This is a genomic window from Nocardia violaceofusca NBRC 14427 (assembly GCF_963869435.1).
GTDB classification, from domain to species: domain Bacteria; phylum Actinomycetota; class Actinomycetes; order Mycobacteriales; family Mycobacteriaceae; genus Nocardia; species Nocardia aobensis.
Genome location: NZ_CAWMPM010000028.1, coordinates 76,777 through 101,310 on the forward strand (window position 1 = coordinate 76,777; position 24,534 = coordinate 101,310).

Annotated in this window: 26 protein-coding genes and 1 pseudogene; 18 read left to right on the forward strand and 9 right to left on the reverse strand. The window is 68.3% G+C overall.

The window, feature by feature from the left end; all coding sequences use genetic code 11:
* Positions 1-1,083 carry an NAD-dependent epimerase/dehydratase family protein gene (locus AC5592_RS23225; RefSeq protein WP_051025205.1) on the forward strand — a complete coding sequence of 361 codons (1,083 nt, stop codon included), beginning with the start codon at positions 1-3 and terminating at the stop codon, positions 1,081-1,083.
* Complete coding sequence (locus AC5592_RS23230) at positions 1,080-2,090, forward strand: lysophospholipid acyltransferase family protein (protein WP_063065419.1); 1,011 nt, start codon at positions 1,080-1,082, stop codon at positions 2,088-2,090. The genes AC5592_RS23225 and AC5592_RS23230 overlap by 4 nt, the downstream gene beginning before the upstream one ends.
* A gap of 71 nt (positions 2,091-2,161) precedes the next feature.
* Here the strand turns inward: AC5592_RS23230 and AC5592_RS23235 are convergent, their stop codons facing one another.
* Together AC5592_RS23235 and AC5592_RS23240 are read right to left on the reverse strand one after the other, a co-directional pair.
* The gene (locus AC5592_RS23235; RefSeq protein ID WP_371507423.1) at positions 2,162-3,199 is read right to left on the reverse strand and encodes an HAD family hydrolase; all 1,038 of its coding nucleotides are present in this window, start codon (positions 3,197-3,199) and stop codon (positions 2,162-2,164) included.
* An 81-nt stretch (positions 3,200-3,280) separates the two neighbouring features.
* Positions 3,281-3,541 (reverse strand): glutaredoxin family protein, encoded by a 261-nt coding sequence (locus tag AC5592_RS23240; RefSeq protein ID WP_036505996.1) that lies wholly within the window; start codon positions 3,539-3,541, stop codon positions 3,281-3,283.
* Positions 3,542-3,893: 352 nt separating this feature from the next.
* On the opposite strand from AC5592_RS23240, the gene AC5592_RS23245 reads away from it, so the two are divergent.
* The 4 genes from AC5592_RS23245 to AC5592_RS23260 all read left to right on the forward strand — a co-directional run bounded on the left by AC5592_RS23245 (position 3,894) and on the right by AC5592_RS23260 (position 8,780).
* Positions 3,894-4,769 (forward strand): redox-sensing transcriptional repressor Rex, encoded by an 876-nt coding sequence (locus AC5592_RS23245; protein WP_063065439.1) that lies wholly within the window; start codon positions 3,894-3,896, stop codon positions 4,767-4,769.
* Positions 4,766-6,154: a glutamyl-tRNA reductase gene (locus AC5592_RS23250; RefSeq protein WP_036505994.1), complete on the forward strand. Its 1,389-nt coding sequence runs from the start codon at positions 4,766-4,768 to the stop codon at positions 6,152-6,154. Before AC5592_RS23245 ends, AC5592_RS23250 begins: the two co-directional genes overlap by 4 nt.
* Positions 6,155-6,216: 62 nt before the next feature.
* A complete protein-coding gene (hemC, locus tag AC5592_RS23255; protein WP_036506065.1) occupies positions 6,217-7,221 on the forward strand; it encodes a hydroxymethylbilane synthase in 1,005 nt (334 codons plus the stop codon).
* Complete coding sequence (locus tag AC5592_RS23260; protein ID WP_036505992.1) at positions 7,218-8,780, forward strand: bifunctional uroporphyrinogen-III C-methyltransferase/uroporphyrinogen-III synthase; 1,563 nt, start codon at positions 7,218-7,220, stop codon at positions 8,778-8,780. Before hemC ends, AC5592_RS23260 begins: the two co-directional genes overlap by 4 nt.
* Positions 8,781-8,821: 41 nt before the next feature.
* On the opposite strand, the gene AC5592_RS23265 is transcribed toward AC5592_RS23260, so the two are convergent.
* Positions 8,822-9,091, reverse strand: a complete 270-nt coding sequence (locus AC5592_RS23265) for a hypothetical protein (RefSeq protein ID WP_036505990.1) — start codon at positions 9,089-9,091, stop codon at positions 8,822-8,824.
* A gap of 329 nt (positions 9,092-9,420) precedes the next feature.
* Here AC5592_RS23265 and hemB point away from each other — a divergent pair, with 329 nt between their 5' ends.
* The 5 genes and pseudogenes from hemB to AC5592_RS23290 all read left to right on the forward strand — a co-directional run bounded on the left by hemB (position 9,421) and on the right by AC5592_RS23290 (position 12,581).
* Positions 9,421-10,398: a porphobilinogen synthase gene (gene hemB / locus AC5592_RS23270; RefSeq protein ID WP_063065420.1), complete on the forward strand. Its 978-nt coding sequence runs from the start codon at positions 9,421-9,423 to the stop codon at positions 10,396-10,398.
* Complete coding sequence (locus tag AC5592_RS23275) at positions 10,395-10,913, forward strand: hypothetical protein (protein WP_063065421.1); 519 nt, start codon at positions 10,395-10,397, stop codon at positions 10,911-10,913. Before hemB ends, AC5592_RS23275 begins: the two co-directional genes overlap by 4 nt.
* Before the next feature lie 385 nt (positions 10,914-11,298).
* Positions 11,299-11,814 (forward strand): annotated as a pseudogene (gene mce1N, locus AC5592_RS23280) (transport-regulating membrane protein Mce1N); the annotation flags it as partial.
* A gap of 110 nt (positions 11,815-11,924) precedes the next feature.
* Entirely contained in the window at positions 11,925-12,164 is a 240-nt protein-coding gene (locus AC5592_RS23285) for a hypothetical protein (RefSeq protein WP_143860068.1), read from the forward strand.
* A gap of 81 nt (positions 12,165-12,245) precedes the next feature.
* The gene (locus AC5592_RS23290) at positions 12,246-12,581 is read left to right on the forward strand and encodes a hypothetical protein (RefSeq protein WP_036505982.1); all 336 of its coding nucleotides are present in this window, start codon (positions 12,246-12,248) and stop codon (positions 12,579-12,581) included.
* A gap of 87 nt (positions 12,582-12,668) precedes the next feature.
* Here the strand turns inward: AC5592_RS23290 and AC5592_RS23295 are convergent, their stop codons facing one another.
* The gene (locus AC5592_RS23295) at positions 12,669-13,052 is read right to left on the reverse strand and encodes a hypothetical protein (protein ID WP_036505981.1); all 384 of its coding nucleotides are present in this window, start codon (positions 13,050-13,052) and stop codon (positions 12,669-12,671) included.
* Between the two features lie 249 nt (positions 13,053-13,301).
* Between AC5592_RS23295 and hemL the strand changes: the two genes are divergently transcribed.
* From hemL to ccsB, 6 genes are all read left to right on the forward strand, one after another.
* On the forward strand, positions 13,302-14,639 hold the full coding sequence (hemL, locus tag AC5592_RS23300) for a glutamate-1-semialdehyde 2,1-aminomutase (RefSeq protein WP_036506061.1): 1,338 nt from the start codon (positions 13,302-13,304) through the stop codon (positions 14,637-14,639).
* A gap of 194 nt (positions 14,640-14,833) precedes the next feature.
* Positions 14,834-15,439 (forward strand): histidine phosphatase family protein, encoded by a 606-nt coding sequence (locus AC5592_RS23305; RefSeq protein WP_051025203.1) that lies wholly within the window; start codon positions 14,834-14,836, stop codon positions 15,437-15,439.
* Between the two features lie 26 nt (positions 15,440-15,465).
* Positions 15,466-16,044 (forward strand): TlpA disulfide reductase family protein, encoded by a 579-nt coding sequence (locus tag AC5592_RS23310; protein WP_036506059.1) that lies wholly within the window; start codon positions 15,466-15,468, stop codon positions 16,042-16,044.
* Positions 16,041-16,877: a cytochrome c biogenesis CcdA family protein gene (locus AC5592_RS23315; protein ID WP_063065422.1), complete on the forward strand. Its 837-nt coding sequence runs from the start codon at positions 16,041-16,043 to the stop codon at positions 16,875-16,877. The genes AC5592_RS23310 and AC5592_RS23315 overlap by 4 nt, the downstream gene beginning before the upstream one ends.
* Before the next feature lie 5 nt (positions 16,878-16,882).
* Positions 16,883-18,586, forward strand: coding sequence for a cytochrome c biogenesis protein ResB (gene resB / locus AC5592_RS23320; protein ID WP_063065423.1), 1,704 nt, complete (start codon positions 16,883-16,885; stop codon positions 18,584-18,586).
* A gap of 2 nt (positions 18,587-18,588) precedes the next feature.
* A complete protein-coding gene (gene ccsB, locus AC5592_RS23325; RefSeq protein WP_036505978.1) occupies positions 18,589-19,581 on the forward strand; it encodes a c-type cytochrome biogenesis protein CcsB in 993 nt (330 codons plus the stop codon).
* Here the strand turns inward: ccsB and AC5592_RS23330 are convergent.
* The 3 genes from AC5592_RS23330 to AC5592_RS23340 form a co-directional block, all read right to left on the reverse strand.
* Complete coding sequence (locus AC5592_RS23330; RefSeq protein WP_063065424.1) at positions 19,578-20,948, reverse strand: wax ester/triacylglycerol synthase domain-containing protein; 1,371 nt, start codon at positions 20,946-20,948, stop codon at positions 19,578-19,580. The two genes, ccsB and AC5592_RS23330, sit on opposite strands and share 4 nt — an antisense overlap.
* Positions 20,949-21,663: 715 nt before the next feature.
* A complete protein-coding gene (locus tag AC5592_RS23335; protein ID WP_036505974.1) occupies positions 21,664-21,876 on the reverse strand; it encodes a MarR family transcriptional regulator in 213 nt (70 codons plus the stop codon).
* Positions 21,873-22,178, reverse strand: a complete 306-nt coding sequence (locus AC5592_RS23340; RefSeq protein WP_036505972.1) for a hypothetical protein — start codon at positions 22,176-22,178, stop codon at positions 21,873-21,875. Before AC5592_RS23340 ends, AC5592_RS23335 begins: the two co-directional genes overlap by 4 nt.
* Before the next feature lie 105 nt (positions 22,179-22,283).
* On the opposite strand from AC5592_RS23340, the gene AC5592_RS23345 reads away from it, so the two are divergent.
* Entirely contained in the window at positions 22,284-23,462 is a 1,179-nt protein-coding gene (locus tag AC5592_RS23345) for a helix-turn-helix domain-containing protein (protein ID WP_036505970.1), read from the forward strand.
* Positions 23,463-23,634: 172 nt separating this feature from the next.
* On the opposite strand, the gene AC5592_RS23350 is transcribed toward AC5592_RS23345, so the two are convergent.
* Together AC5592_RS23350 and AC5592_RS23355 are read right to left on the reverse strand one after the other, a co-directional pair.
* Entirely contained in the window at positions 23,635-24,087 is a 453-nt protein-coding gene (locus tag AC5592_RS23350) for a nuclear transport factor 2 family protein (protein ID WP_084507043.1), read from the reverse strand.
* A 145-nt stretch (positions 24,088-24,232) separates the two neighbouring features.
* Entirely contained in the window at positions 24,233-24,460 is a 228-nt protein-coding gene (locus AC5592_RS23355; protein WP_227463165.1) for a deoxyribodipyrimidine photolyase, read from the reverse strand.
* Positions 24,461-24,534 lie beyond the last annotated feature (74 nt).

Sequence of the window (24,534 nt, forward strand, 5' to 3'; positions counted from 1 at the left end):
ATGCGGGACGGGCGTACGGCTGGCCGCGACGACCAGCCGCCAAAAGTCGTTCTCGTCACGGGCGCGAGCCGCTTCTTCGGCGGCAATGTCGTCACTCGGCTGGCGGCCGATCCCGCGATCGAACGCGTCATCGCCGTCGACGCCCGCATGCCCAGCCGCGATCTGCTGCGTCGCATGGGACGGGCCGAGTTCGTTCGCGCCGACATTCGAAATCCGTTGATCCGCAAGGTGATCGACGGAAACAAGGTCGACACCGTCGTGCATCCGGCCGTGCTCTCCCGCCCGCCCGCCGGTGGCGGCCGGGCGGCGATGAAGGACTACAACGTCTTCGGCGCCATGCAGCTGATGGCGGTCTGTCAGAAGGCACCGAGTGTGCGCCGTGTCGTGCTCCGGTCCTCCTCGGCGGTGTACGGTTGTGGTCCTAAGGATCCGGCGAAATTCACCGAGGAAATGAGTGCGCGCACGCCGCCGAAGGGCTGGTTCGCGCGCGATATGATCGAGGTCGAGGGATTCGTCCGTGGAATGGCGCGTCGGCGTCCGGATATCGCCGCGGTGATCCTTCGATTTCCACCGATTGTGGGGCCGCGGCTGGCGGGCCGGGGTGTGCAGTATTTTCGCTCTCCGATCACGCCGACGATCTTCGGCCGCGACCCCCGTATGCAGCTGTTGCACGAAGAGGACGCGATCGCGGCGCTGGCGCATGCGGCGCATTCCGCATCAGGCGGCACGTTCAACGTCGCCGGGGACGGGTCGCTGGCTTTGTCGCAGGCCATCCGTCGCGCGGGTCGCGTCGAACTACCGGTGCCGATGAGTGTTTTCCAGACGGTCGGCCGGTCGTTCATGGGCCCGGTGATGCGTGAGTTCACCACCGAGCAGATCGATTACTTCCACTACGGCTGTGGATTGGACACCACGAGAATGCGCAGCGAACTCGGCTTCGCACCGCGTTGGACGACGGTGCAGGCGTTCGACGACTTCATCGGGGGCGCAGCGTTGCGGCCCGTCATCGATCCGCGCTGGATCGACGCCGCAGAAAACAGACTCCTCGGCCTCGTCGGGGCCGGGACGGGAGCACATCGATGAACGACGTGGCCAAAGTCATTCACCTGCACGAGACGGATTTCGAGGCCCGGCAGCGCCCGGCATCGCGGCGCTGGCCCGGGGAGTCGGCCCTGCAGCCGGTGACCTCGTTGACCGAGCGGCTGGCCGAATCGGCGCCGCCGCGCTCGCTGGGTGATCTGGTGCGGGGTGCGGTGGCCGGCGGTATTCGCAATACCGCCGATTTCGCCCGCCGCCGCCTCACCGGGGACTACCAGGTCGACGAGTTCGGTCGCGACGAACATCTGCTCCAATCGGTCATCCTGCCGACGCTGCGACCACTGTCGGATCTGTGGTTCCGGGTGGACGTCAACGGCATCGAGAACATTCCGTCCTCCGGTGGTGCGCTGGTCGTCTCCAATCACGCCGGCGTGGTGGCACTGGACGCGCTCATGCTGCAGCTGGCGGTACACGATCGGCATCCCGCCCATCGGTCGCTGCGATTGCTGGCCGCCGATCTGGTGTTCGAGATGCCGGTGGTCGGCGGGCTGGCCCGCAAGGCCGGCCACACCCTGGCCTGCCCGGCCGACGCCGAACGGCTGCTGCGGTCGGGCGAGGTCGCGGGGGTGTTCCCGGAAGGTTTCAAGGGCATCGGCAAGCCGTATGCGGAGCGCTACAAGTTGCAGCGCTTCGGCCGCGGCGGATTCGTTTCGGCGGCGGTGAAAACCGGTGTGCCGATCATTCCGTGCTCGATCGTCGGGTCCGAGGAGATCTATCCGAAACTCGCCGATATCAAGCCGTTGGCGCGGCTGCTCGGATTGCCGTATTTCCCGGTGACTCCCACATTTCCGCATCTGGGACCGCTGGGTGCGATTCCGTTGCCGTCGAAGTGGACCATCGAATTCGGTAAGCCCATCGCGACCGAGGATTACGCGGCGGAGGCGGCCGACGATCCGATGACGATGTTCGAAGTCACCGATCAGGTCCGCGAAACCATCCAGCAGACGCTGTACAAGCTGCTCACCAAGCGGCGCAACCCCTTCACCGGCTGACGCCGAACAGAGCCGGAAATCGAGCCTCCTCGCTGCGGCGAGGAGGCTCGATCACTTCGCCCCGGAAAATCTCATCCGTGGTGTTCGCGCTTGCGGGTGAGCACGGCGGCCGCCGCGCCACCGGCCGCGCCCAGCGCCAATGCGGTGGGCACGCCGATCTTGGCGGCTTTGCGGCCGGTCCGGAAATCGCGAATCTCCCACCCGCGGTTCTTGGCGACCTCGCGCAGGTCCGAATCCGGGTTGATCGCCACCGCGGTACCGGCCAGCGAGAGCATCGGCACGTCGTTGTGGCTGTCGGAATAGGCCGTACAGCGTTTGAGATTGAGACCCTCGCGAATGGCCAGGGTGCGCACCGCATGTGCTTTACCGAGGCCGTGCAGAATATCGCCGACCAGCCGTCCGGTGAAGACGCCGTCCACACTTTCGGCGACGGTGCCCAGCGCGCCGGTCAGCCCGAGGCGTTTCGCGATGACCTGTGCGAGTTCCACCGGCGTCGCGGTGACCAGCCACACCTGCTGCCCGGCGTCCAGATGCATTTGCGCCAGCGCGCGGGTGCCGGGCCAGATCTTGTCGGCGATGATTTCGTCGTAGATTTCCTCGCCGAGTGCGGCGAGTTCGGCGGTCGAGCGGCCGGCGATGAATGACAGCGCTTTTTCCTTACCGCTGGCCATATCGCCCTGGCTTTCCTTGCCGGTGACCCGGAATTTCACCTGCTTCCAGGCCATATCGACGAGGTCGGAAGTCTTGAAATATTTCCGCGCCGCCAGGCCGCGCGCGAAGTGCACGATCGAGGCGCCCTGCACCATCGTGTTGTCCACGTCGAAAAATGCCGCCGCGGTCAGGTCGCGGGGCGGGCGTGCGTGTGGCGGTAATTCCGAATCGGATTCGGCGCCAAAGGTTTCGGCCAATTCCGCGTCGTGCAGTGCGAGGGCCGCGTCGGCGCTGGCCTCACCGGCGAGGTTGGCGCGTACCTCCTCCTCGCTGGGCCCGAACGGGCTGCGCGCGATCCGTGTGAGCTGGTCCGACAGACCCTGCCCCCAGCGCGCCGGGAATTCGCCGAACCTGCCCGCGATGAAGCCCGTCCTCGCATCTTTCGATCGTTCCGGCACCAGTACCTCCGCCTGTTCGCGCGAACACTCCAACATTAGCCGAGCACAGCGTGGTCCCGATGGCTGCTCGGCGATGTGTGCTCAGCGACTCAGATCGGCCCGCAATCGCGGTTCGTCGACGTCGAAGTAGCTGTGTTCACGGCCGTCGAGCAGCACCACCGGCAGCCGGTCGCCGAACTCGGCCCGCAGCGACGGGTCGGTGGCCGCCGCCGCGTCGACATCGACGGTCGCCGGCTCCAGCCCGAAGTCCGCGCAGATGGCGCGCAGTTGCGTCAGTGCGACCGTGCACATACCGCAGCCGTCACGAGTCAGCAAAGTCACCGAATGCGTGGCAGTACTCATATCGCCATTAAATGCCACGGCGCCGACAGACCTGCGATTAGCCGCGAATCGCCGGATTCGCGCGACGAAATCGCCGGTCCGGCGTGCCTGCACCGAAGCCCGTGCCACGGCGGTTGAATGTGAGCAGGCATTCGTGAAGCCGACGAGTGGAGAGTGACTGAATTCACCGACTTTGTGCAGGGCTTCACAAGCGGTTACGGTGGTGACACGCGACCCGCCTGCTTCTGGCGGCGGACGCAACCGCACCCCGTGTATCAATACCGATCCGATACCGATGCCTGTGCCCGGTATCGGCGGCGGACCAAGCGAAAACCCGGACACTACCCCCCGGCCGGACGAGGAGCCGAACGACGTGACAGAGCAGCATGAGACGCCAGGTGGCGTCTCCGGCAGAGCTCTGAACAGCGTTTCCGGCAAATCCATCAACAAGGACATCCCGCAGGCGACGGTGACCCGCTTGGCCACCTACCTCCGAGTGCTCGCCGTCCTGGCCGACGAGGGTGTGCTCATCGTATCGAGTGAAGAACTGGCTGTCGCGGCGGGTGTCGGTTCGGCGAAGCTTCGCAAGGATCTATCCTTCCTCGGCCCCAACGGGGTTCGCGGCGTCGGCTACGACGTGGCCAAGTTGCGCAACCGCATCGAGGACGTCCTCGGCCTGGCCGACGGCCATCGCGTGATCCTGGTCGGCGCCGGAAATCTGGGCCGGGCACTGGCCGGTTACGGCGGATTCTCGCGGCGCGGATTCACCATGGTCGGCATCTTCGACAACGATCCCGCGGTGATCGGCGCCTCGGTCGCCGGGCTGCGGGTGCTCGACACCGCCCGGCTGCGGGCCGCGGTCGCCGAACTCGCCCCCACGATCGCGGTCGTCACCGTTCCCGATGCCGCGGCCCAGGGCGTCTGCGACGAACTCGTCGCCGCCGGGGTGCAGTGCATCCTCAGCTTCTCGCCGGTGAACCTCGCGGTTCCGGCCACCGTGGAGGTCCGCCGCGTCGACCTCGCCGTCGAACTGCAGATGCTGTCGTTCGAGCGCGCTCGCAGCGCGGAACTCGAGGCCGCGGAACCGGCCGCGACCGAGCGCGTCGCCGCGGGGGAGACGGTGCACGCGGTATCCACCCCGATCGGGCGGCGGATGGCCGGCCGCGCGGCCCACCAGCCCGCACCCCGCAAGACAACCTCGCATTCGGCAACGGAGCCAACCAGCAAGGGATCGGTGGTCGCACCATGAGTGTGCTTCTCGTCGGAATTTCGCATCGCAGCGCTCCCGTGGCGGTGCTGGAGAAGGTCGCGGTCACCGAGGAGGACCGGCCCAAGCTGACCGATCGCATGCTGGCCTCCCAGCACATTTCCGAGGCGATGATCGTCTCCACCTGCAACCGCGTCGAGATCTACGCAGTGGTCGACGCCTTCCACGGCGGGCTCGCCGAGGTCGGCGATCTGCTGGCCCGGCATTCCGATCTGCCGCTGCCCGAACTGACCAAACACGCCTACGTGCGCTACAGCGAGGCGGCGGCCGAACATCTGTTCGCGGTGGCCAGCGGCCTGGATTCGATGGTCGTCGGCGAGCAGCAGGTGCTCAGCCAGATCCGCTCGGCCTACGCCGCCGCCGATGCCCAGCAGGCCGCCGGACGCACCCTGCACGAATTGGCCCAGCACGCCCTGCGCGTCGGCAAGCGGGTGCATTCGGAAACCGGGATCGACCGCGCGGGCGCCTCGGTGGTGTCGGTCGCGCTGGATCGCGCCGCGAACGTGCTCGGTGATCTGGCCGGGCGCACCGCGGTCGTGGTCGGCGCGGGCGCGATGGGCGGGCTGTCGGTGGCCCATCTGGCACGGGCCGGAATCGGCAGAATCATCGTGGTCAACCGCACCCTCGAGCGTGCCCAGCGGCTGGCCCACACCGCGACCACCATGCACGGCGCACCGGCGACCGCGATGGAACTGTCGAACCTGGTGAACGCCATGGCCGACGCCGACATCGTGATCACCAGCACCGGCGCGGTCGGTTCGGTGGTGAGCCTGGCCGACGCCCACCGCGCCCTCAACGTCTCCCGCGCCGGACATCAGATGGTGATCTGCGACCTGGGACTGCCGCGCGATGTGGATCCCGCGGTGGCCGGACTGCCCGATATCACCGTCATCGATATGGAGACGCTGCAGCGCGATCCCGCGGCGGGTGCGGCGGCCGACGACACCAGCGCCGCGCGCGCCCTGGTCGCCGAGGAGCTCGCCAAATATCTGTCCGGCCAGCGGATGGCCGAGGTGACCCCGACCGTCGCGGCCCTGCGCCAGCGCGCGGCCGAGGTGGTCGAGGCGGAACTGATGCGGCTGGAATCCAAACTGCCCGATCTCGGCGATCCGCAGCGCGAAGAGGTGGCCCGCACGGTGCGCCGGGTGGTCGACAAACTGCTGCACGCGCCCACGGTCCGGGTCAAGCAGCTGGCCTCGGCGCCCGGCGGCGGCAGCTACGCCGAAGCGCTGCGCGAATTGTTCGAATTGAAACCCGGTGCGGCACAAGCTGTTGCGGCGCCGATGGAAATCGCCACCCTCGGCGGCGAACTGGCCGACGACTTCACCACGAGCCATCTCGGAGACGAACAGGGGCATCCGCAGTGAGCGCTGATACGGCCACCGCATTCGGGGGCGCGGCCACCGGGGTCGACACGCAGGAGCACGACATGACGCGACGCGGCACCACCGACGCCCCGTGGCGGATCGGCACCCGCGGCAGCGTGCTGGCACTGACCCAGGCCGGCACCGTGCGCGACGCGCTGATCGCCACCGGGCAGCACGCCGAACTGGTGATCGTGAAGACGGCGGGCGACCAGTCGTCCGACCCGGTCGAGAAGATCGGCGTCGGGGTGTTCACCGCCGCGCTGCGCGAGGAACTGGCCGCCGGGACCGTCGACATCGCGGTGCACTCCTACAAGGATCTGCCCACCGCGCCGGACCCCCGCTTCACCATCGCCGCGATTCCGCCGCGCGAGGATCCGCGTGACGCCCTGGTCGCCCGGGACGGCCTGGTGCTGGGCGAACTACCCGCCGGATCCCGGGTCGGCACCTCCGCGCCGCGGCGTGCCGCCCAGTTGCGCGCACTCGGACTCGGTCTCGAGATCGTGCCGTTGCGCGGCAATATCGACACCAGACTTCGTAAGGTCGCCGAAGGGGAACTCGACGCCGTGGTCGTCGCGCGGGCCGGGCTGTCCCGCGTGGACCGGCTCGGTTCGGTCACCGAGGCCCTCGAGCCCGTGCAGATGTTGCCGGCACCGGCTCAGGGCGCGCTCGCGGTCGAATGCCGCAGCGAGGAAAGCGATCTCGTCAGCATCCTGTCCACCCTCGACGATCCGGGCAGTCGCGCCACGGTCGTCGCCGAACGCGCGCTGCTCGCCGAACTCGAAGCCGGTTGCACGGCGCCGGTCGGTGCGCTCGCCGAAGTCGTCGAATCGCTCGACGACGAGGGCCGCGTGGTGGAGGAACTGTCGCTGCGCGGCGGCGCGGCGGCGATCGACGGCTCGGATGTCATCCGGGCCTCGGCGGTCGGCTCGCTCGCGAACGCAGAGCAGCTGGGCCGCGATCTGGCGCGTGAGCTCCTGGAGCTGGGGGCGCGCGACCTGCTGGCCGGCGAGGTATCCGCCGGCGCGTCCGACTTCACCAATCCCAGCCCGATGGAGAACAAGCCATGAGCCGAGCCACCAAGAAACATCCCGGTCGGATTCTGTTCGTCGGGTCGGGTCCTGGTGACCCGGCGCTGCTCACGGTCCGCGCCCGCGAGGTGCTGGGACGAGCGCGCCTGGCGTTCACCGATCCCGATGTCGACAAGGGCGTGCTGGCCATGATCGGCACCGCCGTCGAGCCGGGGCCCGACGGGGAATCCGCGGTCGACGTGCGCCCCGCGCTGGGCGAGCCGGCCGAGGTCGCGAAGACGCTGGTCCACGAGGCCCGCGCCGGACACGATGTGGTGCGGCTGGTCTCCGGCGACCCGATGACCACCGATTCGGTGATCTCCGAGGTCAACGCCGTCACCCGGTCGCATATGAACTTCGAGGTGCTGCCCGGGCTGCCGTCGGCGACCACGGTGCCGGCGTATGCCGGTATCGCGCTCGGCTCCTCGCACACCGAGGTCGACGTGCGTGGCGAGGTCGACTGGGCCTCCGTCGCCGCCGCCCCCGGCCCGCTGGTGTTGCACGCCACCTCCGGCCACCTGGCCGAGACCGCGAGCGCGCTGGTCGAGCACGGCCTCGCCCCGCAGACCCCGGTCGCGGTGACCGTGCGTGGCACCACCCGGCAGCAGCGCACCATCGAGGCGACGCTGGCCACCCTGAACTCCGCCGCCTCGGAGCTGGTCGGACCGCTCGTGGTCACGGTCGGCAAGGAGGTCGAGAAGCGCTCCAAGATGTCGTGGTGGGAGTCGCGGGCGTTGTACGGCTGGACCGTGCTCGTGCCGCGCACCAAGGAGCAGGCCGGTGAGATGAGCGAGAAGCTCGTCATGCACGGCGCCATCCCGATGGAAGTTCCGACCATCGCCGTCGAGCCGCCGCGCAGCCCCGCGCAGATGGAGCGCGCGGTCAAGGGCCTGGTCGACGGTCGTTACCAGTGGGTGGTGTTCACCTCCACCAACGCCGTGCGCGCGGTGTGGGAGAAGTTCGGCGAATTCGGTTTGGACGCACGGGCTTTCTCCGGTGTGAAGATCGCGTGCGTCGGTGAGGCGACCGCCGACAAGGTGCGCTCGTTCGGTATCAACCCCGAACTGGTGCCCAGCGGTGAGCAGTCCTCGGAGGGTCTGCTGGCCGACTTCCCGCCCTACGACGATGTTTTCGACCCGGTCAACCGCGTGCTGCTGCCGCGCGCCGATATCGCCACCGAAACGCTGGCCGAGGGTCTGCGCGACCGCGGCTGGGAGATCGACGATGTCACCGCGTACCGCACCGTGCGGGCCTCGCCGCCACCGGCCGAAACGCGGGAGATGATCAAGACCGGCGGCTTCGACGCCGTGCTGTTCACCTCCTCGTCCACGGTCCGGAATCTGGTCGGTATCGCCGGAAAGCCGCACGCGCGCACCATCGTTGCCTGTATCGGTCCCAAAACCGCCGAAACGGCTATCGAATTCGGTTTGCGCGTGGATGTGCAACCCGAGATCGCCCAGGTCGGCCCGCTGGTCGACGCCCTGGCCGAACACGCCGCCCACCTGCGCGCCGAGGGCCTGCTGCCCCCGCCGCGCAAGAAGAGCCGCCGCAGCCGCTAGCGGCTCGATGGGCTGGGCCGCTAGCGGCTGAGCGGGAGACCTCACACCCGCCGGACGCGCATGAGGTCGCGGACGAGGCTGCAGGTCTTGTTCGAGGGCGGGCGGATGCCGACGACCTCGGCGGTGTGCCGGATGGTCTGATTGTCGGCGAGGTTGGCGCGGTAGACGCCGGAGTCGAGCAGGGCGATGGCCAGTCGCATGGCCTTCAGCCTGCGATTGTGCATGACGTACCAGGAGCGCGGCCGTCCGGCCGGTAGAGGCTGTTTCAGCAGCGGCGCGTAGGGATCGATCATCGTCGGTGCGGTGGGCATGAGAATCCTCCCCTCGGATGGAGATTCGCCGAGTCGTCGGTGGACGGAATCGAAGGCGGGACGGATATGGGCAGTCCGTCCCACCGCCGATCGTTCGGTCGTGCGCCGTGGGCAGTAGCGCGCTACCGAGGCCGGTCCGACTGTCGACGAATCCCCTCGAACACATCTTCGATTCTACCGGAGGGCACCGACAAAAACCGGGCCCCGCAACGGGTTTCGGCGCGCGGCCGGATCGCCCGCGCGTCGCCCGGAATTTGCCGGCTGTGATCCGCGCCAATCGGCCGGGAGGTGCCTGGGAGCCGGGCTTTCGCGCGGCGTATCGTGCGGTTATGACCGGAATGGACCGCCCGCGGCGGTTGCGTCGTACCCCCGCGATGCGTCGCCTCGTCGCCGAAACCACCTTGGAACCAAGGCAATTGGTACTGCCCATGTTCGTCGCCGACGGACTGGCCGAACCGCGCGAGATCAGTTCGATGCCCGGCGTGTACCAGCATTCGATGGATTCGCTGCGCAAGGCCGCGGCGGAGGCGGTCGGCGCGGGCGTCGGCGGGCTCATGCTGTTCGGCGTACCGCGTCCGGAGGACAAGGATGCGGTGGGCAGCCAGGCCAGTGCCCCGGACGGCATTCTCAACCGCGGCCTGCGCGCGCTGACCGAGGAGGTCGGCGGCGACACCGTCGTGATGGCCGATACCTGTCTGGACGAATTCACCGATCACGGGCACTGCGGGGTGCTGGCCGGCGACGGCTCCGTCGACAACGACGCGACCCTGGACCGCTATGTCGAGATGGCGCTGGCCCAAGCCGCGGCCGGCGCCGAACTGCTGGGCACCAGCGGCATGATGGACGGCCAGGTCGGCGCGATCCGCGCGGGTCTGGATGCCGCCGGCCACATCGATACCGGGATCCTCGCCTATGCGGCCAAATACGCCTCGGCGTTCTACGGCCCGTTCCGCGAGGCCGTCGGATCGTCGCTGCAGGGCGATCGCCGCACCTATCAGCAGGATGCCGCGAATCGGCGTGAATCGCTGCGCGAACTCGAGCTGGACCTGGCCGAGGGCGCCGACATCGTGATGGTCAAACCGGCCATGTCGTATCTCGACATCCTGCGCGACGTCGCCGATCATTCGCCGGTTCCGGTCGCGGCGTATCAGATCTCCGGCGAGTACGCGATGATCACGGCCGCGGCCGAACGCGGCTGGATCGACCGCCGCGGCGCCATCCTCGAATCGCTTCTCGGCATCCGCCGGGCGGGCGCGGATATCGTGCTGACCTACTGGGCCACCGAGGCCGCGCACTGGCTGTCGTGAATCCGGCGACAATGCCGGCCGAGCCCGGCATCCGAACCAGACCCGAAGATGTGCGCACCGCCTGTCAGCTGTGGTGGGCCGTGGTCGCACTCGGGGTGTTGCGGCTGATCCTCGGCGCGGTCGACCGTCTCGGTAATCGCCGCCAGGTCGCCCAGGACTTCTACGATCAACTGCACGGCGAGCGGCCCGACTTCAGCGTGGCGCAGATGGAGCTCGTGGTCTCGATTCTCGAGGTGCTGGTCCTCACCTACGGCCTGGCCGTCGGGATCGGCGCGGTGGCCGTGGTGCACGAGCTCGGTCGCGGGCGACTGTGGGCGCGCACGGTTGCCGATGTGGCGACCGTGGTGCTGGTGCTCGGCGCCGTCGGGTCGATGTTCGGACTCGGCGCGGTCGTGGGCGGCCCGGCGGTGCTGATCGGGGCGGCGGCGATATTACAGGCTGTCCTGGCCTGCGGAGCCGTATTCCTCTGCCGCAGAAAGGAATCCGAGGCTTTCTTCCGAGCGAACGGCCACTGAGACGCGAGGCCGAATTTGTCGCGTGCCGACCGGGATGTATGGTGAGGGTTGTCACAGATAGCTCGGGAACTGAAAGTCGTTGGTTGTGCGTTGCTCCTCGGATGTGGTTTTTCGGTCGGTGGTCGCATCGATCGGTCACCGCGATGAGAGCGCAGCACGGATGGCTTCGGTGGATCGGAGACATCGATGCGCGTGGTGATTCAGCAGCGACAAAGCATTCGACGCGATGTCCTGGTGATGGGACTGCTGCTGCTTCTGGCACTGCTCACCCTCGCCGGACTGCTGCTCCCGGGGAAGGTCGGCTGACTCCGCCGCCACCCGCTCGGTCCGGCACGCGCGTCGTATTCGGAGGTCTTGCGTGAGCGACGCCCAATCCACCGCCGCGGTGCGGCCGGATTCCGTGCTGTTCAGCGAGCCCGGCGCCCGCTGGCGAACGGTCGCCTACGGCCCGCTGCTCTGCCTGCTGGTGCTGATCCTGGAACTCGCGCTGCGGCGCGGCCCGGTGCACTGGTTCGGCCTCACCTTCTGCGCGATTCTGCTCGCCGGGTTCGTGACTCTGCAGGTCGTTGCGGGAAAACGCCACGTCAGCGTCGAACTCACCGACTCCGCGCTGCGCGAGGGCACCGAAACGCTGCCGCTGGAGTCGATCGCGCGGGTCTTTCCCGAACACGACGAGGAATCGTGGGACGACGATCCCTGGGAGTCGGCCCGCGCGCTGGGTGAACTGACCGGAGTGCCGCGCCGCCGCCGCGGCATCGGCCTGAAATTGCGCGACGGCGCCATGGTGCAGGCCTGGGCGCGCGATCATCAGCAGTTGCGCGCCGAGTTGAGCGCCGCGCTCGAGCGGCTCGCCGAGGAATCGACTCCCGCGGCGAAGAAGTCCGCGGACTCTCCGGCGCAGGAGTCCGCGGCCGTGCTCGCGGCGAGCGCCGACGATGCGGAGAATTCGGTGGTGGCGTCCGGTTCGGACGGCGAGGGCGACGTGGGGTCCGAGGGCAAGGAGGATGTCGCGTGATGCGCCGGCTGTGGATCCTGCTCGATCTGGTGCTGGTCGTGGCCTGCGCGGTGGCCGCCGTGCCCATCTGGCGGCACGGTGTGCACCGGACCTGGTTCGCGGCGGTGGGAGATCAGCCTGCCTTCGAATCCACTCACTACGCCGGTCCGTGGCTGGCGCTGGCCACGGTACTGGTCGCCGCCGCGGGACTCGCGGCCATCGATCTGGTGGTGCGGTGCGCGGTGCGCCCGCGCTGAAACGCCTGTTTCCCACAGCCGCACCCGTTTTCGCCGCGCGCCGTCCGATAGTGGATCGAGTGTTGTGGGTATTACCGGAAAATGAGCACCATGACGCGCACCCGAGCAGTGCGGAAATCCTCGTTCACGATTCTCGCGGCCGCGGCGATCGGTATGGCTCCGGTGGCCGTGGCCGCCGCCTCGCCTGAAAGTCCTTCGGCCGCAGGCACTTCGGCGGTTACTGTGGAGCCGGCCGGTCCGCAGGTATCCGGCGCGCAGAGCCGAGCCGCCGCGGTTGTCGCCGATTCGGTGGCCGCGACTGCGGTGTCGCCGCGCGCCGGGCAGGTTTCCTCACTGCTGGATCTGCTTCCCACGCCGCTGAATTGCCTGCTGTCCACCGGGTATGCCCTGCTGTGCCTGGGCGTTCCGGTGCCCTGAACCGCCGCCGCGCGGTCAGTGCGGGTCGAAGACCTTCGGTCAGTGCCGGTCGAAGACCTTCGGTCGGCGCCGGTCGAAGACCTTCGGTCAGTGCCACTGCTGGAAGACGTCGAGCAGGCGCGTGCCGTGCGATCCGGGCACGTTCGCCATCACCACGACGCTGCCGTCCGGGTGGCTCGCCGCCTCCTCGATCACCTGCCGCAGTGAGGCGTGCACGTTGCCGTTCTGATCGTGATAGAGCTGGGTGTCCGGCTTCAGGCCCGCACCGATCCGGCTCTCCGGAACGACCATCGTGACCAGTGCCGGAATCGGCCCGTCGCCGAGCGCGGCGGTCTCGTCGTGGGTGAGGATCACTCCGGCGCGCTGCTGCTCGGGCTGGACGACGGGCGTCAGGGCGGCGGCCTGGGTCGCTGCCGCGACGGAGCCGACGAGGGTTGTCAACAGGGCTACCCCGAATACTGCTTTGCGCATGGACCCTCCCGGCGATGAGCGTGATGGTGGGTACGAGGTTACGCATGGGCAACCAGGCCACAACCCTTATGGCAGGAAATTTACGCCGCGTGTTGCGCTGCGGGCGCTGACGGGCGAATGTGAGGAAATTCTCGGCAAACCGCTGGTCGGGCGAGCGGGAGTACAATATGCCGGCTTGCCCTGTGGGGTGGCTCACCCCACTACACCCTGTCGTCGACCGCTCCGGCGGGGGCTGCGACACTGGTGGTCGTGAGTTCTTCTCCGCGCGCGACCCAGGTAAACGTGCCGGTCTCCGCCCGACTCTTCGAACGCGCCGCCGCGATCATCCCCGGCGGTGTGAACTCGCCTGTGCGGGCCTTCAATTCGGTCGGCGGCACCCCGCGATTCATCGCTTCGGCGCGTGGGTACACGCTCACCGACGCCGACGGCAACGACTATGTGGACCTGGTGTGTTCCTGGGGGCCGATGATCCTGGGACATGCGCACCCGGCCGTCGTGGACGCGGTGCAGCGGGCGGCCACCAGCGGGCTGTCCTTCGGCGCGCCGACCGAGGCCGAGATCGAGCTGGCCGAGGCGATCGCCGCGCGGGTCGATCCGGTGCAGCGGGTGCGGCTGGTGAACTCCGGCACCGAGGCCACCATGAGCGCGGTGCGGCTGGCGCGCGGATTCACCGGGCGCAGCAAGATCGTCAAGTTCGCGGGCTGCTATCACGGCCATGTCGACGCGTTGCTGGCCGATGCCGGTTCCGGCGTCGCCACCCTGGGTCTGCCCACCTCGCCGGGTGTGACCGGGGCGCAAGCCTCCGACACCCTCGTACTGCCCTACAACGACCTCGAAGCCGTCGCCACGGCCTTCGCCGAATATCCGGGCCAGATCGCCGCCGTGATCACCGAGGCGGCCGCCGGCAATATGGGCGCGGTCCCGCCGCTGCCCGGTTTCAACGCCGGCCTGCGCGAGCTGACCAGCGAACACGGCGCCCTGCTGATCATGGACGAGGTGATGACCGGCTTCCGCGTCAGCGCCGCGGGCTGGTACGGCCGCGATCCGGTGGCCGGCGACCTGTACACCTTCGGCAAGGTGATGAGCGGCGGACTCCCGGCCGCGGCCTTCGGTGGCCGCGCCGAGGTCATGGATCACCTCGCGCCGATCGGGCCGGTGTATCAGGCGGGCACGCTCTCGGGTAATCCGGTGGCGGTGGCGGCCGGTCTGGCCACGCTGCGCGCCGCCGACGCGGACGTCTACGCGGCCCTCGACCGCAACGCCGAACGACTCGGATCCCTGATCACCGAGGCTCTGACCACCGCGGGGGTCCCGCACACCGTGCAATTCGCGGGCAATATGGTGAGCGTGTTCTTCGCCGAGGGTCCGGTTACCGACTACGCGACCGCCAAGGCCACCGCCACCTGGCGTTTCCCGGCCTTCTTCCACGCGCTGCTGGAGCGTGGCGTCTACGCGCCGCCGAGCCCGTTCGAGGCCTGGTTCGTCTCGGCCGCCCTCGACGAGGACGCATTCGACCGTATCGCTGCCGCACTGCCCGCCGCCGCCGCGGCAGCCGCGGCCGCCACACCCGAAGGATCCCGCGCGTGAGCGACTCAGATCAGCTCGAATCCGTCACTGCCGCAACAGAATCCCCCTCGCACGAAGAACCGACCGGTGCGGCCGCGGTGAACGAGGACACCGAACCGTCGCAGGCGCCCGTGCCCGGCTCGGGAGCCGATGCCGGCAAGGTTCCCTCGCTCCCCGGTGACGTCGCCTCGGATACCGAGACGATCGTCCACGTGATGCGCCACGGCGAGGTGCACAACCCCAAGGGCATCCTCTACGGCCGCCTGCCCGGCTTCAGTCTCTCGGTGACCGGCCGTTCGCAGGCGGCGACGGTCGCGCGCACTCTCGCCGACCACGACATCGCCCTGGTCGTCGCCTCGCCGCTGCAGCGCGCCCAGGAGACCGCCGCGCCGATCGCCGGACAGCACGGGCTGATCGTGCGCACCGACGACAACCTCATCGAGGCCGGCAACACCTTCGAGGGCCTGCGGGTATCGGTCGGCGACGGCGCGCTGCGCAAGCCGCGGCACTGGTGGAAGCTGCGCGATCCGTTCACCCCGTCGTGGGGGGAGCCGTATCTGCAGATCGCGCATCGCATGCTCGCCGCCGTCAACAAGGCGCGGGTGGAGGCCGCCGGGCACGAGGCCGTGGTGGTATCGCATCAGCTGCCGGTGTGGACGCTGCGCCGCTTCCTGGAGGGTAAGCGGCTGTGGCACGATCCGCGGCAGCGGCAGTGCTCGCTGGCTTCGCTGACTTCGCTTGTGTACCAAGGCGATACGTTGATCGACATCGTCTACTCCGAGCCGTCCGGCGGCTCGGATCCCAGGGTGACCGGGGCGTGAGCGGGGCGGTCCGGCGTCTGCTGCCGATGCTGCTGGCCTGCGTGGCGGTCGTCGCCGCGCTGGCCGGTTGTTCGTCGGGTAACGACGCGGTCGCCCAGGGCGGCACCTTCGATTTCGTCTCACCCGGTGGCAAGACCGATATCCGGTACGACCCACCGGCCGCGCGCGGCACGATCGGCCACCTGTCGGGACCGAATCTGCTGACCGGCAAGACCGTCTCGGTCGACGACTTCCCGAATCAGGTCGTCGTGCTGAACCTCTGGGGCCAGTGGTGCGGGCCGTGCCGCGCGGAAGCGCCCGCGCTGGAACAGGTCTACGAACAGTCCAAGGACAAGGGCGTCGCCTTCCTGGGGATCAATGTGCGTGATCCGCAGGAAGACAAGGCGCGTGACTTCGTGACCGACAACCATGTCGGCTATCCCTCCATCTACGACCCCGAGATGCGCAGCCTGCTGGCGCTCGGCGGCAAATTCCCCACCAGCGTCATCCCCACCACGCTGGTGCTGGATCGGCAGCATCGCGTCGCCGCGGTCTTCCTGCGGTCGTTGCTGGCCGAGGATCTGCTGCCGGTGGTGAATCAGGTCGCGCAGGAGGGCCGGCAGTGACGGCGTTGGCTTTGCCGGCGTTGGCTTCGGTGGGCGAATCGTTCCAGCAGACCGCGGCCACCGGGCCGCTGCTGCTGGCCTTGGGCGCGTGCCTGCTCGCCGGACTGGTCTCGTTCGCGTCGCCGTGCGTGGTGCCGCTGGTACCGGGATATCTGTCGTATCTGGCCGGGCTCGTGGGCGCCGAAGCGCCGCCGGTCACCGTCGGCGAGGCCCAGGGCAAGAGCGCGGCCGTCGCGCTGCGCGCCGGGCGGATGCGCGTGGCGGGTGCGGCCGGACTCTTCGTCGCCGGTTTCACCGTGGTATTCGTGCTGGCCTCGGCCACGGTCTTCGGGGTCATCCAGACCCTGAACGTCAATCGTGAACTGCTGCAACGCATCGGCGGCGTGGTGACGATCATGATGGGGCTGGTATTCCTCGGCCTGGTGCCGATGTTGCAGCGTGACACCAGAATGCATCCGCGCCGGCTCACCGGAATCGTCGGCGCACCGCTGCTGGGCGCGGTGTTCGCCCTCGGCTGGACGCCGTGCCTGGGTCCGACGCTGTCCGGCGTGATGGCCGTATCCGCCGGCACCGAGGGGGCGACGGCCGCTCGCGGTGTCGCGCTGATCGTGGCGTACTGCCTCGGTCTCGGCCTGCCGTTCGTGATTCTCGCGTTCGGATCGGCCACCGCGCTGCGCGGAGTCGGCTGGCTCCGGCGCAATTCGCGCACCATCCAGATCATCGGCGGCGTACTGCTCGTCGTGGTCGGCATCGCACTGGTCACCGGGATGTGGGACCAGTTCGTCGGATGGATCCGCAACGTATTCGTCTCCCAGGTAACCCTGCCGATCTGAGCCCCATGACTGCCACGATGACGCCCCCGTCCACCGCCGCGAAGCCGCCGCGCCAGTCGCTGCCGCGCCGCGCGTTCGCACTGCTGCGCAACGCCTGGCGCGGATTGACCAGTATGCGCACCGCGCTGATGCTGCTGTTCCTGCTGGCGCTGGCGGCGATTCCGGGGGCGTTGCTGCCGCAGCGCAGTCTCAACCCGCAGAAGGTCGACAAGTACATCGCCGATCGCGGCACCCTCGGTCCGTGGATGGACCGGCTGCAGCTGTTCGACGTGTTCTCCAGCTTCTGGTTCACCGCGATCTACGCCCTGCTGTTCGTCTCGCTGGTCGGCTGCATCGTGCCGCGCGTCTTCGACCACTACAAGGCGCTGCGCACACCGCCGGTCATGGTGCCGCGCAACCTGTCCCGGCTGCCGCATCACGCCGCGACCACCACCGATGACACCCCCGCCGAGGCGATCGAGCAGGCGCGACGCGGACTGCGCGGCTGGCGCACGGTGGTGCGGGACGAATCCGGCGTGCGCAACGGCCGTCCCGGTGAGGTGACGCTCTCCGCGGAGAAGGGGTATCTGCGCGAGCTGGGCAATCTGGTCTTCCACTTGGCCCTGGTCGGCCTGCTGGTCGCGATCGCGGCGGGCAAGCTGTTCGGCTATGAGGGCAACGTGATCGTCGTCGCCGACGGCGGTCCCGGATTCTGCACCACCTCGCCGGCGGTCTTCGATTCCTTCAAGGCCGGACGGGTCAACGACGGCACCGGACTGACGCCGGTCTGCGTGCGCGTCAAGGATTTCAAGGCCGACTACCTGCCCAACGGGCAGGCCGAGATGTTCACCGCCGACATCTCGTATCAGACCGGCGAGGATCTGGCGACCGACACCTGGCGTGACACCACCATCCAGGTCAACCATCCGCTGCGCGTCGCCGGCGACCGTGTCTACCTGCAGGGACACGGCTACGCGCCCACCTTCACCGTCACCTATCCGAACGGGCAGAAGCGCACCGAGACCATCCAGTGGCGGCCCGACGACGGCGCCACCTTCCTGTCCAGCGGTGTGATGCGATTCGACCCGCCGGGCGGCATGTACGGCAGCGAGGACGAGCGGCGCAAGAACCAGATCGCGATCGAGGGCCTGTTCGCCCCCACCGCGCTGATGCACGGCAGCCTGCTGACCTCCTCGTATCCGGGCCTGACCGATCCGGCGGTGGCGATCGACATCTACCGCGGCGAGACCGGACTCGACACCGGACGCGCGCAGTCGTTGTTCTCGCTCGATCCGGAGATGATCAAACAGGGCCGGCTGACGAAGCAGCAGCGCGTCAATCTGCGGCCCGGTGAATCGGCCACGCTGGCCGACGGCACCAAGGTCACCTTCGACGGCGCGCAGCAGTACGCGAATCTGCAGGTCTCCCACGATCCGGCGCAGAGCTGGGTGCTGGTGTGCGCGTTGACGATGATGGCAGGTCTGCTGGTCTCGCTGGTGGTCAAGCGGCGGCGGATCTGGTTGCGCGCCTATCCGGAAGGCCCGGACGACGACCGTTCCGGTGAACGACGTACTGTAGTAGAAATGGGTGGGCTGGCCCGCACCGACCAGGCGGGCTGGGGCGGCGAGTTCGACCGCTTGCTGACACGGCTGCTCGGCTCCGACCGCACCGACACCGGCAGCCCCACGGATCAGCGCCCGGTCGCCCGGACCGAGAGCACGGGAGAGTGAACATGCCGATCGACGAAACACTCGCCGGTTACAGCAATCTCGCCTTCAAGACGGCGTTCGTCGTCTACCTGCTGGTGCTGGCGATGCTGATCGTGCAGTACGCCTCCGCGAAGAAGAAGGTGACCAGCGCGCAGGAGCGTGAGCGCGAACTGGTCGGCGTGGGCGCCTCCGGTGGCGTGAGCGCCGACCGGCCGCTCGTCCCCGGCAAGCTGGAGCCCGCGCCGAAGCGTTCGCTGGCGGAGCAACTCGGCAATATGGCGTTCGCGGTCCTCTTCGTCGCGATCGGCCTGCATCTGGCCTCGATCGTGTTGCGCGGATTCGCGACCCACCGCTTCCCGCTCGGCAACATGTACGAGTTCATCACCATGGCGACCGCGGCCGCGATGGTTACCGGCCTGGTCTTCATCCACGACCGCCGGTACCGCGCGATGTGGGTCTTCCTGCTGGTCCCGGTGCTGATCCTGATGTTCCTGGCCGGCCAGGTACTCTACGCCGACGCCGCGCCCGTGGTTCCGGCGCTGAAGTCGTACTGGCTGCCGATCCACGTCACCATCGTCAGCATCGGCAGCGGCATCTTCATGCTCTCCGGTGTGGCGAGCCTGCTGTTCCTGCTGCGTATGAACCAGCCCGAGGGGCAGGAATCGAGCAACCCGCTCGGCGCCCTCGCCCGCCGCCTGCCCGACGCCCGCACCCTCGACCGCCTCGCCTACCGCACGACGGTCGTGGCCTTCCCTCTCTTCGGCACCGGCATCATCCTCGGCGCCATCTGGGCCGAAAGCGCGTGGGGCCGCTTCTGGGGCTGGGACCCCAAGGAAACCGTCTCCTTCATCGCCTGGGTCATCTACGCCGCCTACCTGCACGCCCGCGCGACCTCCGGCTGGCGCGAAACCAAGGCCGCCTGGATCAACGTGGCCGGTTTCGTCGCCATGCTGTTCAACCTTTTCATCATCAACATCGTGGTGAGCGGGCTGCACAGCTACGCGGGGCTGAACTAGCCTCCACCCAGTTCGAGGACGGTGTGGAAACCTTCGGCGAGACAGTCGGTGAAGACTTCCACGTCCGGCACGGCGGCGGTATCGGCGTTGATGCCCACACAGCAGGTGTCGGTGTGTGAGATGAGGGTGACGTTGAACGCCGTGCCGATAGTGGGGCCGAAGGCGTACATGCGCTCGACGGCGGCGCCGGCGATGTAGATGGGTACGGGGGAGCCGGGCACGTCCGAGGCGACGAAGTCCACGTGCTTGAGCATCGCCGTGACGATCGCGACCGGTAGCCGGTTCAGCGTGGCGGCGACGGCGGCCGAATAGGGGATCGCCGGTTCGTGCCGCCAGCCGACGACCATGGCGTCCAGCACGGGCATCAGCGCGGCCGGGTCGGTGATGCCGGCCGGCAGCGCGAATCTCACCAGAGTGATGCGATTTCCGCCGATCGGGTCGGTGTCCTTGCGCACGCTGACCGGCATCGTGACCCGCAGCCGCTCGACCTCCGTTTCGTGCACTTCGTGATAGCGGTGCAGCCCGATGACCACCCCGGCCAGGAAGGCGTCGTTGAGGGTGCAGCCGACCGTGTGCGCGGCGCGGCGCAGCGGTTCGAGCGGGACGTCGAGGGTCGAAAGGTGGCGCGCCAGACCACGTTTCGTCATCACGGGAGAGAGGGTGCCGACCACCGGTCGCGCCAGTTTGCCGATCGAGACGGCCAGCCCCACCCCGTCGCGCACGGTACCTACCGGGTGGGTCAGGGCGTGGCGGGCCAACGGCAGCACGTGCGCGAGGCCGCCGCGCAGCAACTCCGATCCCACCGCCCAGTTCCATCCGACGATGTCGGCCAGTCCACCGCGGCTTTCCGGGGCGGGCTCCGGGTCCGGCCGAGGTTCGCCGCCGGAGCGGGTGAAATCGACGATCTCGTTGGCCAATTGGATGCCGCCCAAGCCGTCGGTCAGGCAGTGATGCACCTTGAGCACCAGCGCGCTACCGCCGCCGGCCACATCGCCGAGCACGGTCACCTGCCACAACGGGCGGACCGGGTCGAAGGCCGTCATGGCCTCGACACGGGCGAACTCGAACACCGCCGTCCGGTCGAGCGCGGCCGGCAGTGCGACCCGGCGCATATGCCAGGACAGGTCGAAGCCGGGATCGGCTTCCCAGCGCGGCGGAGCGAGACCGGCCGGCAGGGCGACCAGCCGATCCCGGAAGCGGGGCGCCACCCGGGTGCCGCGATCGACGGCCTGCACCAGTCGTTCCCAGTCGGGCTCGGCGTCGAGCATCACGACCGAGACGATCGTCGAGCGCAGGACCGCGTCGCGCTCCATGCTCCACGAGAACAGGTCGGACTGGCTGAGGTGAGATTCGCGCGTGTCCGTCATCGGCGTGCCTTCGCTGGAGAATCGGCGCCGTGTTCGCCGCGGATGCGACTTCCGGCGCCGCTCGTGCCTCGACCGTATGCACCGCATCCGTCGCGCCGGTAGGGCCGAACGTCGGTGCCGCCGTGACCGAAGGACTCGTACCGGTTCCGCCGAGATGCCGACGTCACCGCGGCGTGCAAGGGTTTCCCAACCGTATCGCGCAATCTTGCGACCTTGGTGTCAGGTACCGACACGGCGGATGCAGGTCCTGCAAGGTCATGTCAAGCTGCGTAGACGCTGTGTTCCTCGTACCTGCGGGGTCGCGGCTCGGCTTCGACGGGCAGGTAACGATTCATTGCAATCGCATTAATGCGACCTAACCGGAGGCCTCATACCGGTTACGGTGTGTGCGCGGAGGTTGCCCTCCATGGGGAGCGGATACGTCGGCCTCCGTTGTCAGGGGAAGAACCGGTGCCCCACTTCTGTGGGTCTGAGCCGCCCAGCGGGTGGGGCACTGCCTCTTCTTGTGCTGCGCCGACCTCCGACGGTGGACGTCGGCGGTCACTGCGTCGCGGAATCTTCGCTGATGTCACCGTCGATGAGGATCCGGTGCCGTGGAGATCGTCTGCCGCGTGCGGGCGCGTCGGCCGGATCAAGGTTTCGCCTGTGCGGGTCGGACAGCATGCGGCCCACAGCAATACGGTTGTCGGAATTCCCGCGGCGATCAGCAGGCCGATCACCGGATCGATGCCGCGACGGCGCGACCGCGCGGGCTCAGTTGCCATCGGCAGCGGTCTCGGCTCGGGACGACCAGGCCGCGCGCGTGCAGGCGGGCCAGGGCGTTGCGGATGCTTCGCGTGGTGTGCGCCGTGGCTCGTTGCAGTTGGGCGGTGGTGAGAAGGCCGCCCGGCGCGAGTGTGCGCAGGACGGCGCGCTCGGATGGATTCACGCGCGAGCTCCGGAGGCGTGCCATCGTGCGAAAGACAGGCGAGGGCACGCGGTTTCGACATCCGCGAGGTGCATGATCAGGTCGAGGGTGCGGGCGTCGAGATGGGCGGGTGTGGGCATGACGATCGCATCCACGTCGGCCGTGCGGATCTGGTCGAGCAGCGGAATGGTCCGATGCGGCACCGGCCAGAGCAGCGTGTAACCGAGGTGCCGGGCGAGCCGTTTCACCTGTGCCGCATCCCAGTTCGGCGCGGTGCTGACCTCCGGGTCGATCCAGGCCAGCGCTGTCGGACGTGTTCTCATCCCTACCCTCCTGTCTGTGTATGTCAGATTCGGCGCAGGTAGGGGCGCCGAAGACCAGTGAAGGGACAGGGGGACAGCGCGGCGGTATCGATCTACTCTCGGAGCATGGGCGAACACGTGGGGCGGCGGATCGCATCCGAGCGCAAGATCGCGGGACTGGGGCAGCGTCAGTTGGCGGCGCGCGCGAACTATTCGCTGTCGATGGTGAAGGCGGTCGAGCAGGGGCGAGAGGTTGCCTCACCGGGGTTCATTGCGGCGGTATCCAGGGCGTTGGGGATAGACCCGGACAGGTTGCAGGGCACGCCCTATCTCGAGACGCTCGAAGAGGACGGACCCCTCGAAGGCCTTCCGGAGCTGCGCGCCGTACTTGCCGAAGGTTCGTATGTGCAGGCACTGGAGCCGACGACCGCCGCGGAGTTGCGCGCGGAACTCGACTCCGTCGAAGCTGCGTTGCACAACGATCGGACGCGTCGCGCTCTTGCGTTGCTGCCGAACCTGATTCGACGACTGCACGGTGCCGCCGAGACGGCTTCCGACGATGCCGAGCGCGCCGCTGTGTACGGCATGCTGTGCGCGGCCTACATCGCCGCGGAAGGGGCATGCTGCCGGCTCGGATACTCGTCGTTGACCGCTCTGGTACTCGATCGGCTCGATACCGTCGCGTCGCGCGCCGACGACCCCGGCTTTGCTGTTCGCAGTTTGATGAAGCGCTCGCGGCTACTCATGGCGCACGATTCAACCGATGTGGCAATGAATTTGGTGGAACGAGGAATGGCGTTGGTCCCCGGTGCCACCGAGGGAGAACGGGTTTTGCGCGGCTACGGACACCTGCGGGCAGCGATCGTGGCCGCGCGCGGCCGTCGTCTGGAACTCGCGCAGGACCACATCGCCGCCGCGCGTGACATCGCGCGGCCGATGAGCCATGAGAGCGATTTGTACACAACGGATTTCGGCCCGGGCAACGTCGAAATCCATGCCTGTGCCGTGGAGTTGGAAGCTGGTGATCCGGGCAGAGCGGCGCGTGAGGGAGCGGAACTGCGGATACCGTCCGACGTCGCCGCGCCGCGCGTCGGCCACCACTGGCAGGACAACGCGCGCGCGTGGCTGATGTCGGGTAAACCGGATCGAGCGCTGGCCGCGCTCAACAAGGCCCGCGCCGCCGCACCGCAGCAGACGCGGCTGCATCCTTCGGTTCGCGAGACCGTGTACGGCATCGCGGCGGCGCAGCGCCGTCAATCCGAGGGGTTGCTGGGATTCGCGGCGTGGATCGGGGCGGGGCTCTAGCGAAACCCCTCCGTTCTTCGCCTTCGCGTGCGTCGGGGTGCGGTGGTGGGTGAACTATTCGTGCAAACCGCCGCGAAAAATGCAGAAAACTCGAAATATCGGCGAGGTTTGCACGATTAGTTCAGGGTTCGCCCGCCCCGAACGCATGTCTCGGCCCACGGCAGTCGAGACTTCACGGCGCGGCGACGGTCGTGGTGTCCGGGGCGAACGCCCGGGCGACGGCAAGGCTGTCCTCGTAGACGTGGTGGCGGGTGATCAGGCCGTCCTCCACCGTGAGGTGAAGGGCGAAGCGGGCGCGGTAGGGGCGCCCGGTTGCGCGTGCGGTTTGGCGGATCTCGCCCAGGACCACCGCATCCGGGCCGTCGACGAGAATGCGTTCGACCACCGTGCCGGCCTCTTCGGGCACATGGTGTTCAGCGATCTCGCGGAAATGCGCGGCCGCGTCGGCGCGGGTGGAGCGGTGTGTGATCCACGGGGTGGCGGCGCGGCCGTGCTCGTCCTCCGGCCAGTTCAGTTTCCAGTCGCTCGCCGGGGCGTACAGCGCGGCAATAGTTTCCGGATCGCCGCCCGCCATGCGGGTCAGCAGATCTTCGACGACGGTGCGGGTGGCAGCGGAATCGTTCACTCTGTCGACCCTGCCCGCGCGGAGGCCGCAAGTCCATTACCTCCGACGTCATGCGGATTCATCGACACCGGGAGACCGTCATGAAGCGCGTGCAGAATTCGCCCCGGATAACGGGTTGCCGGGGCGAATTGTGCGCGAGGAACTTTCAGGACTTCTTGCTCGGGATGACGACGACCACGATGAGGGTCAGGATGCTGAAGAACAGTCCCAGTAACCCCCAGCCGAACGGATTGCGGCCCTTGGCGGCGGCGATGGCGGCGCAAATGAACGCGGCGATGATGCTGCCGATGGCGACGAAGATTCCTTTGACGCCGCGCAGGATGAATCCGGCCGCTTCCGGATCGGTGTGGGCGGCAGCCAGCAACAAGTTCATGATCACTCCTCCTGTGCCGCGAGCTTCCGGGCCGAAATAGATTCCGGTGTGCGGCTTCTCAGCAGTACCCGCGC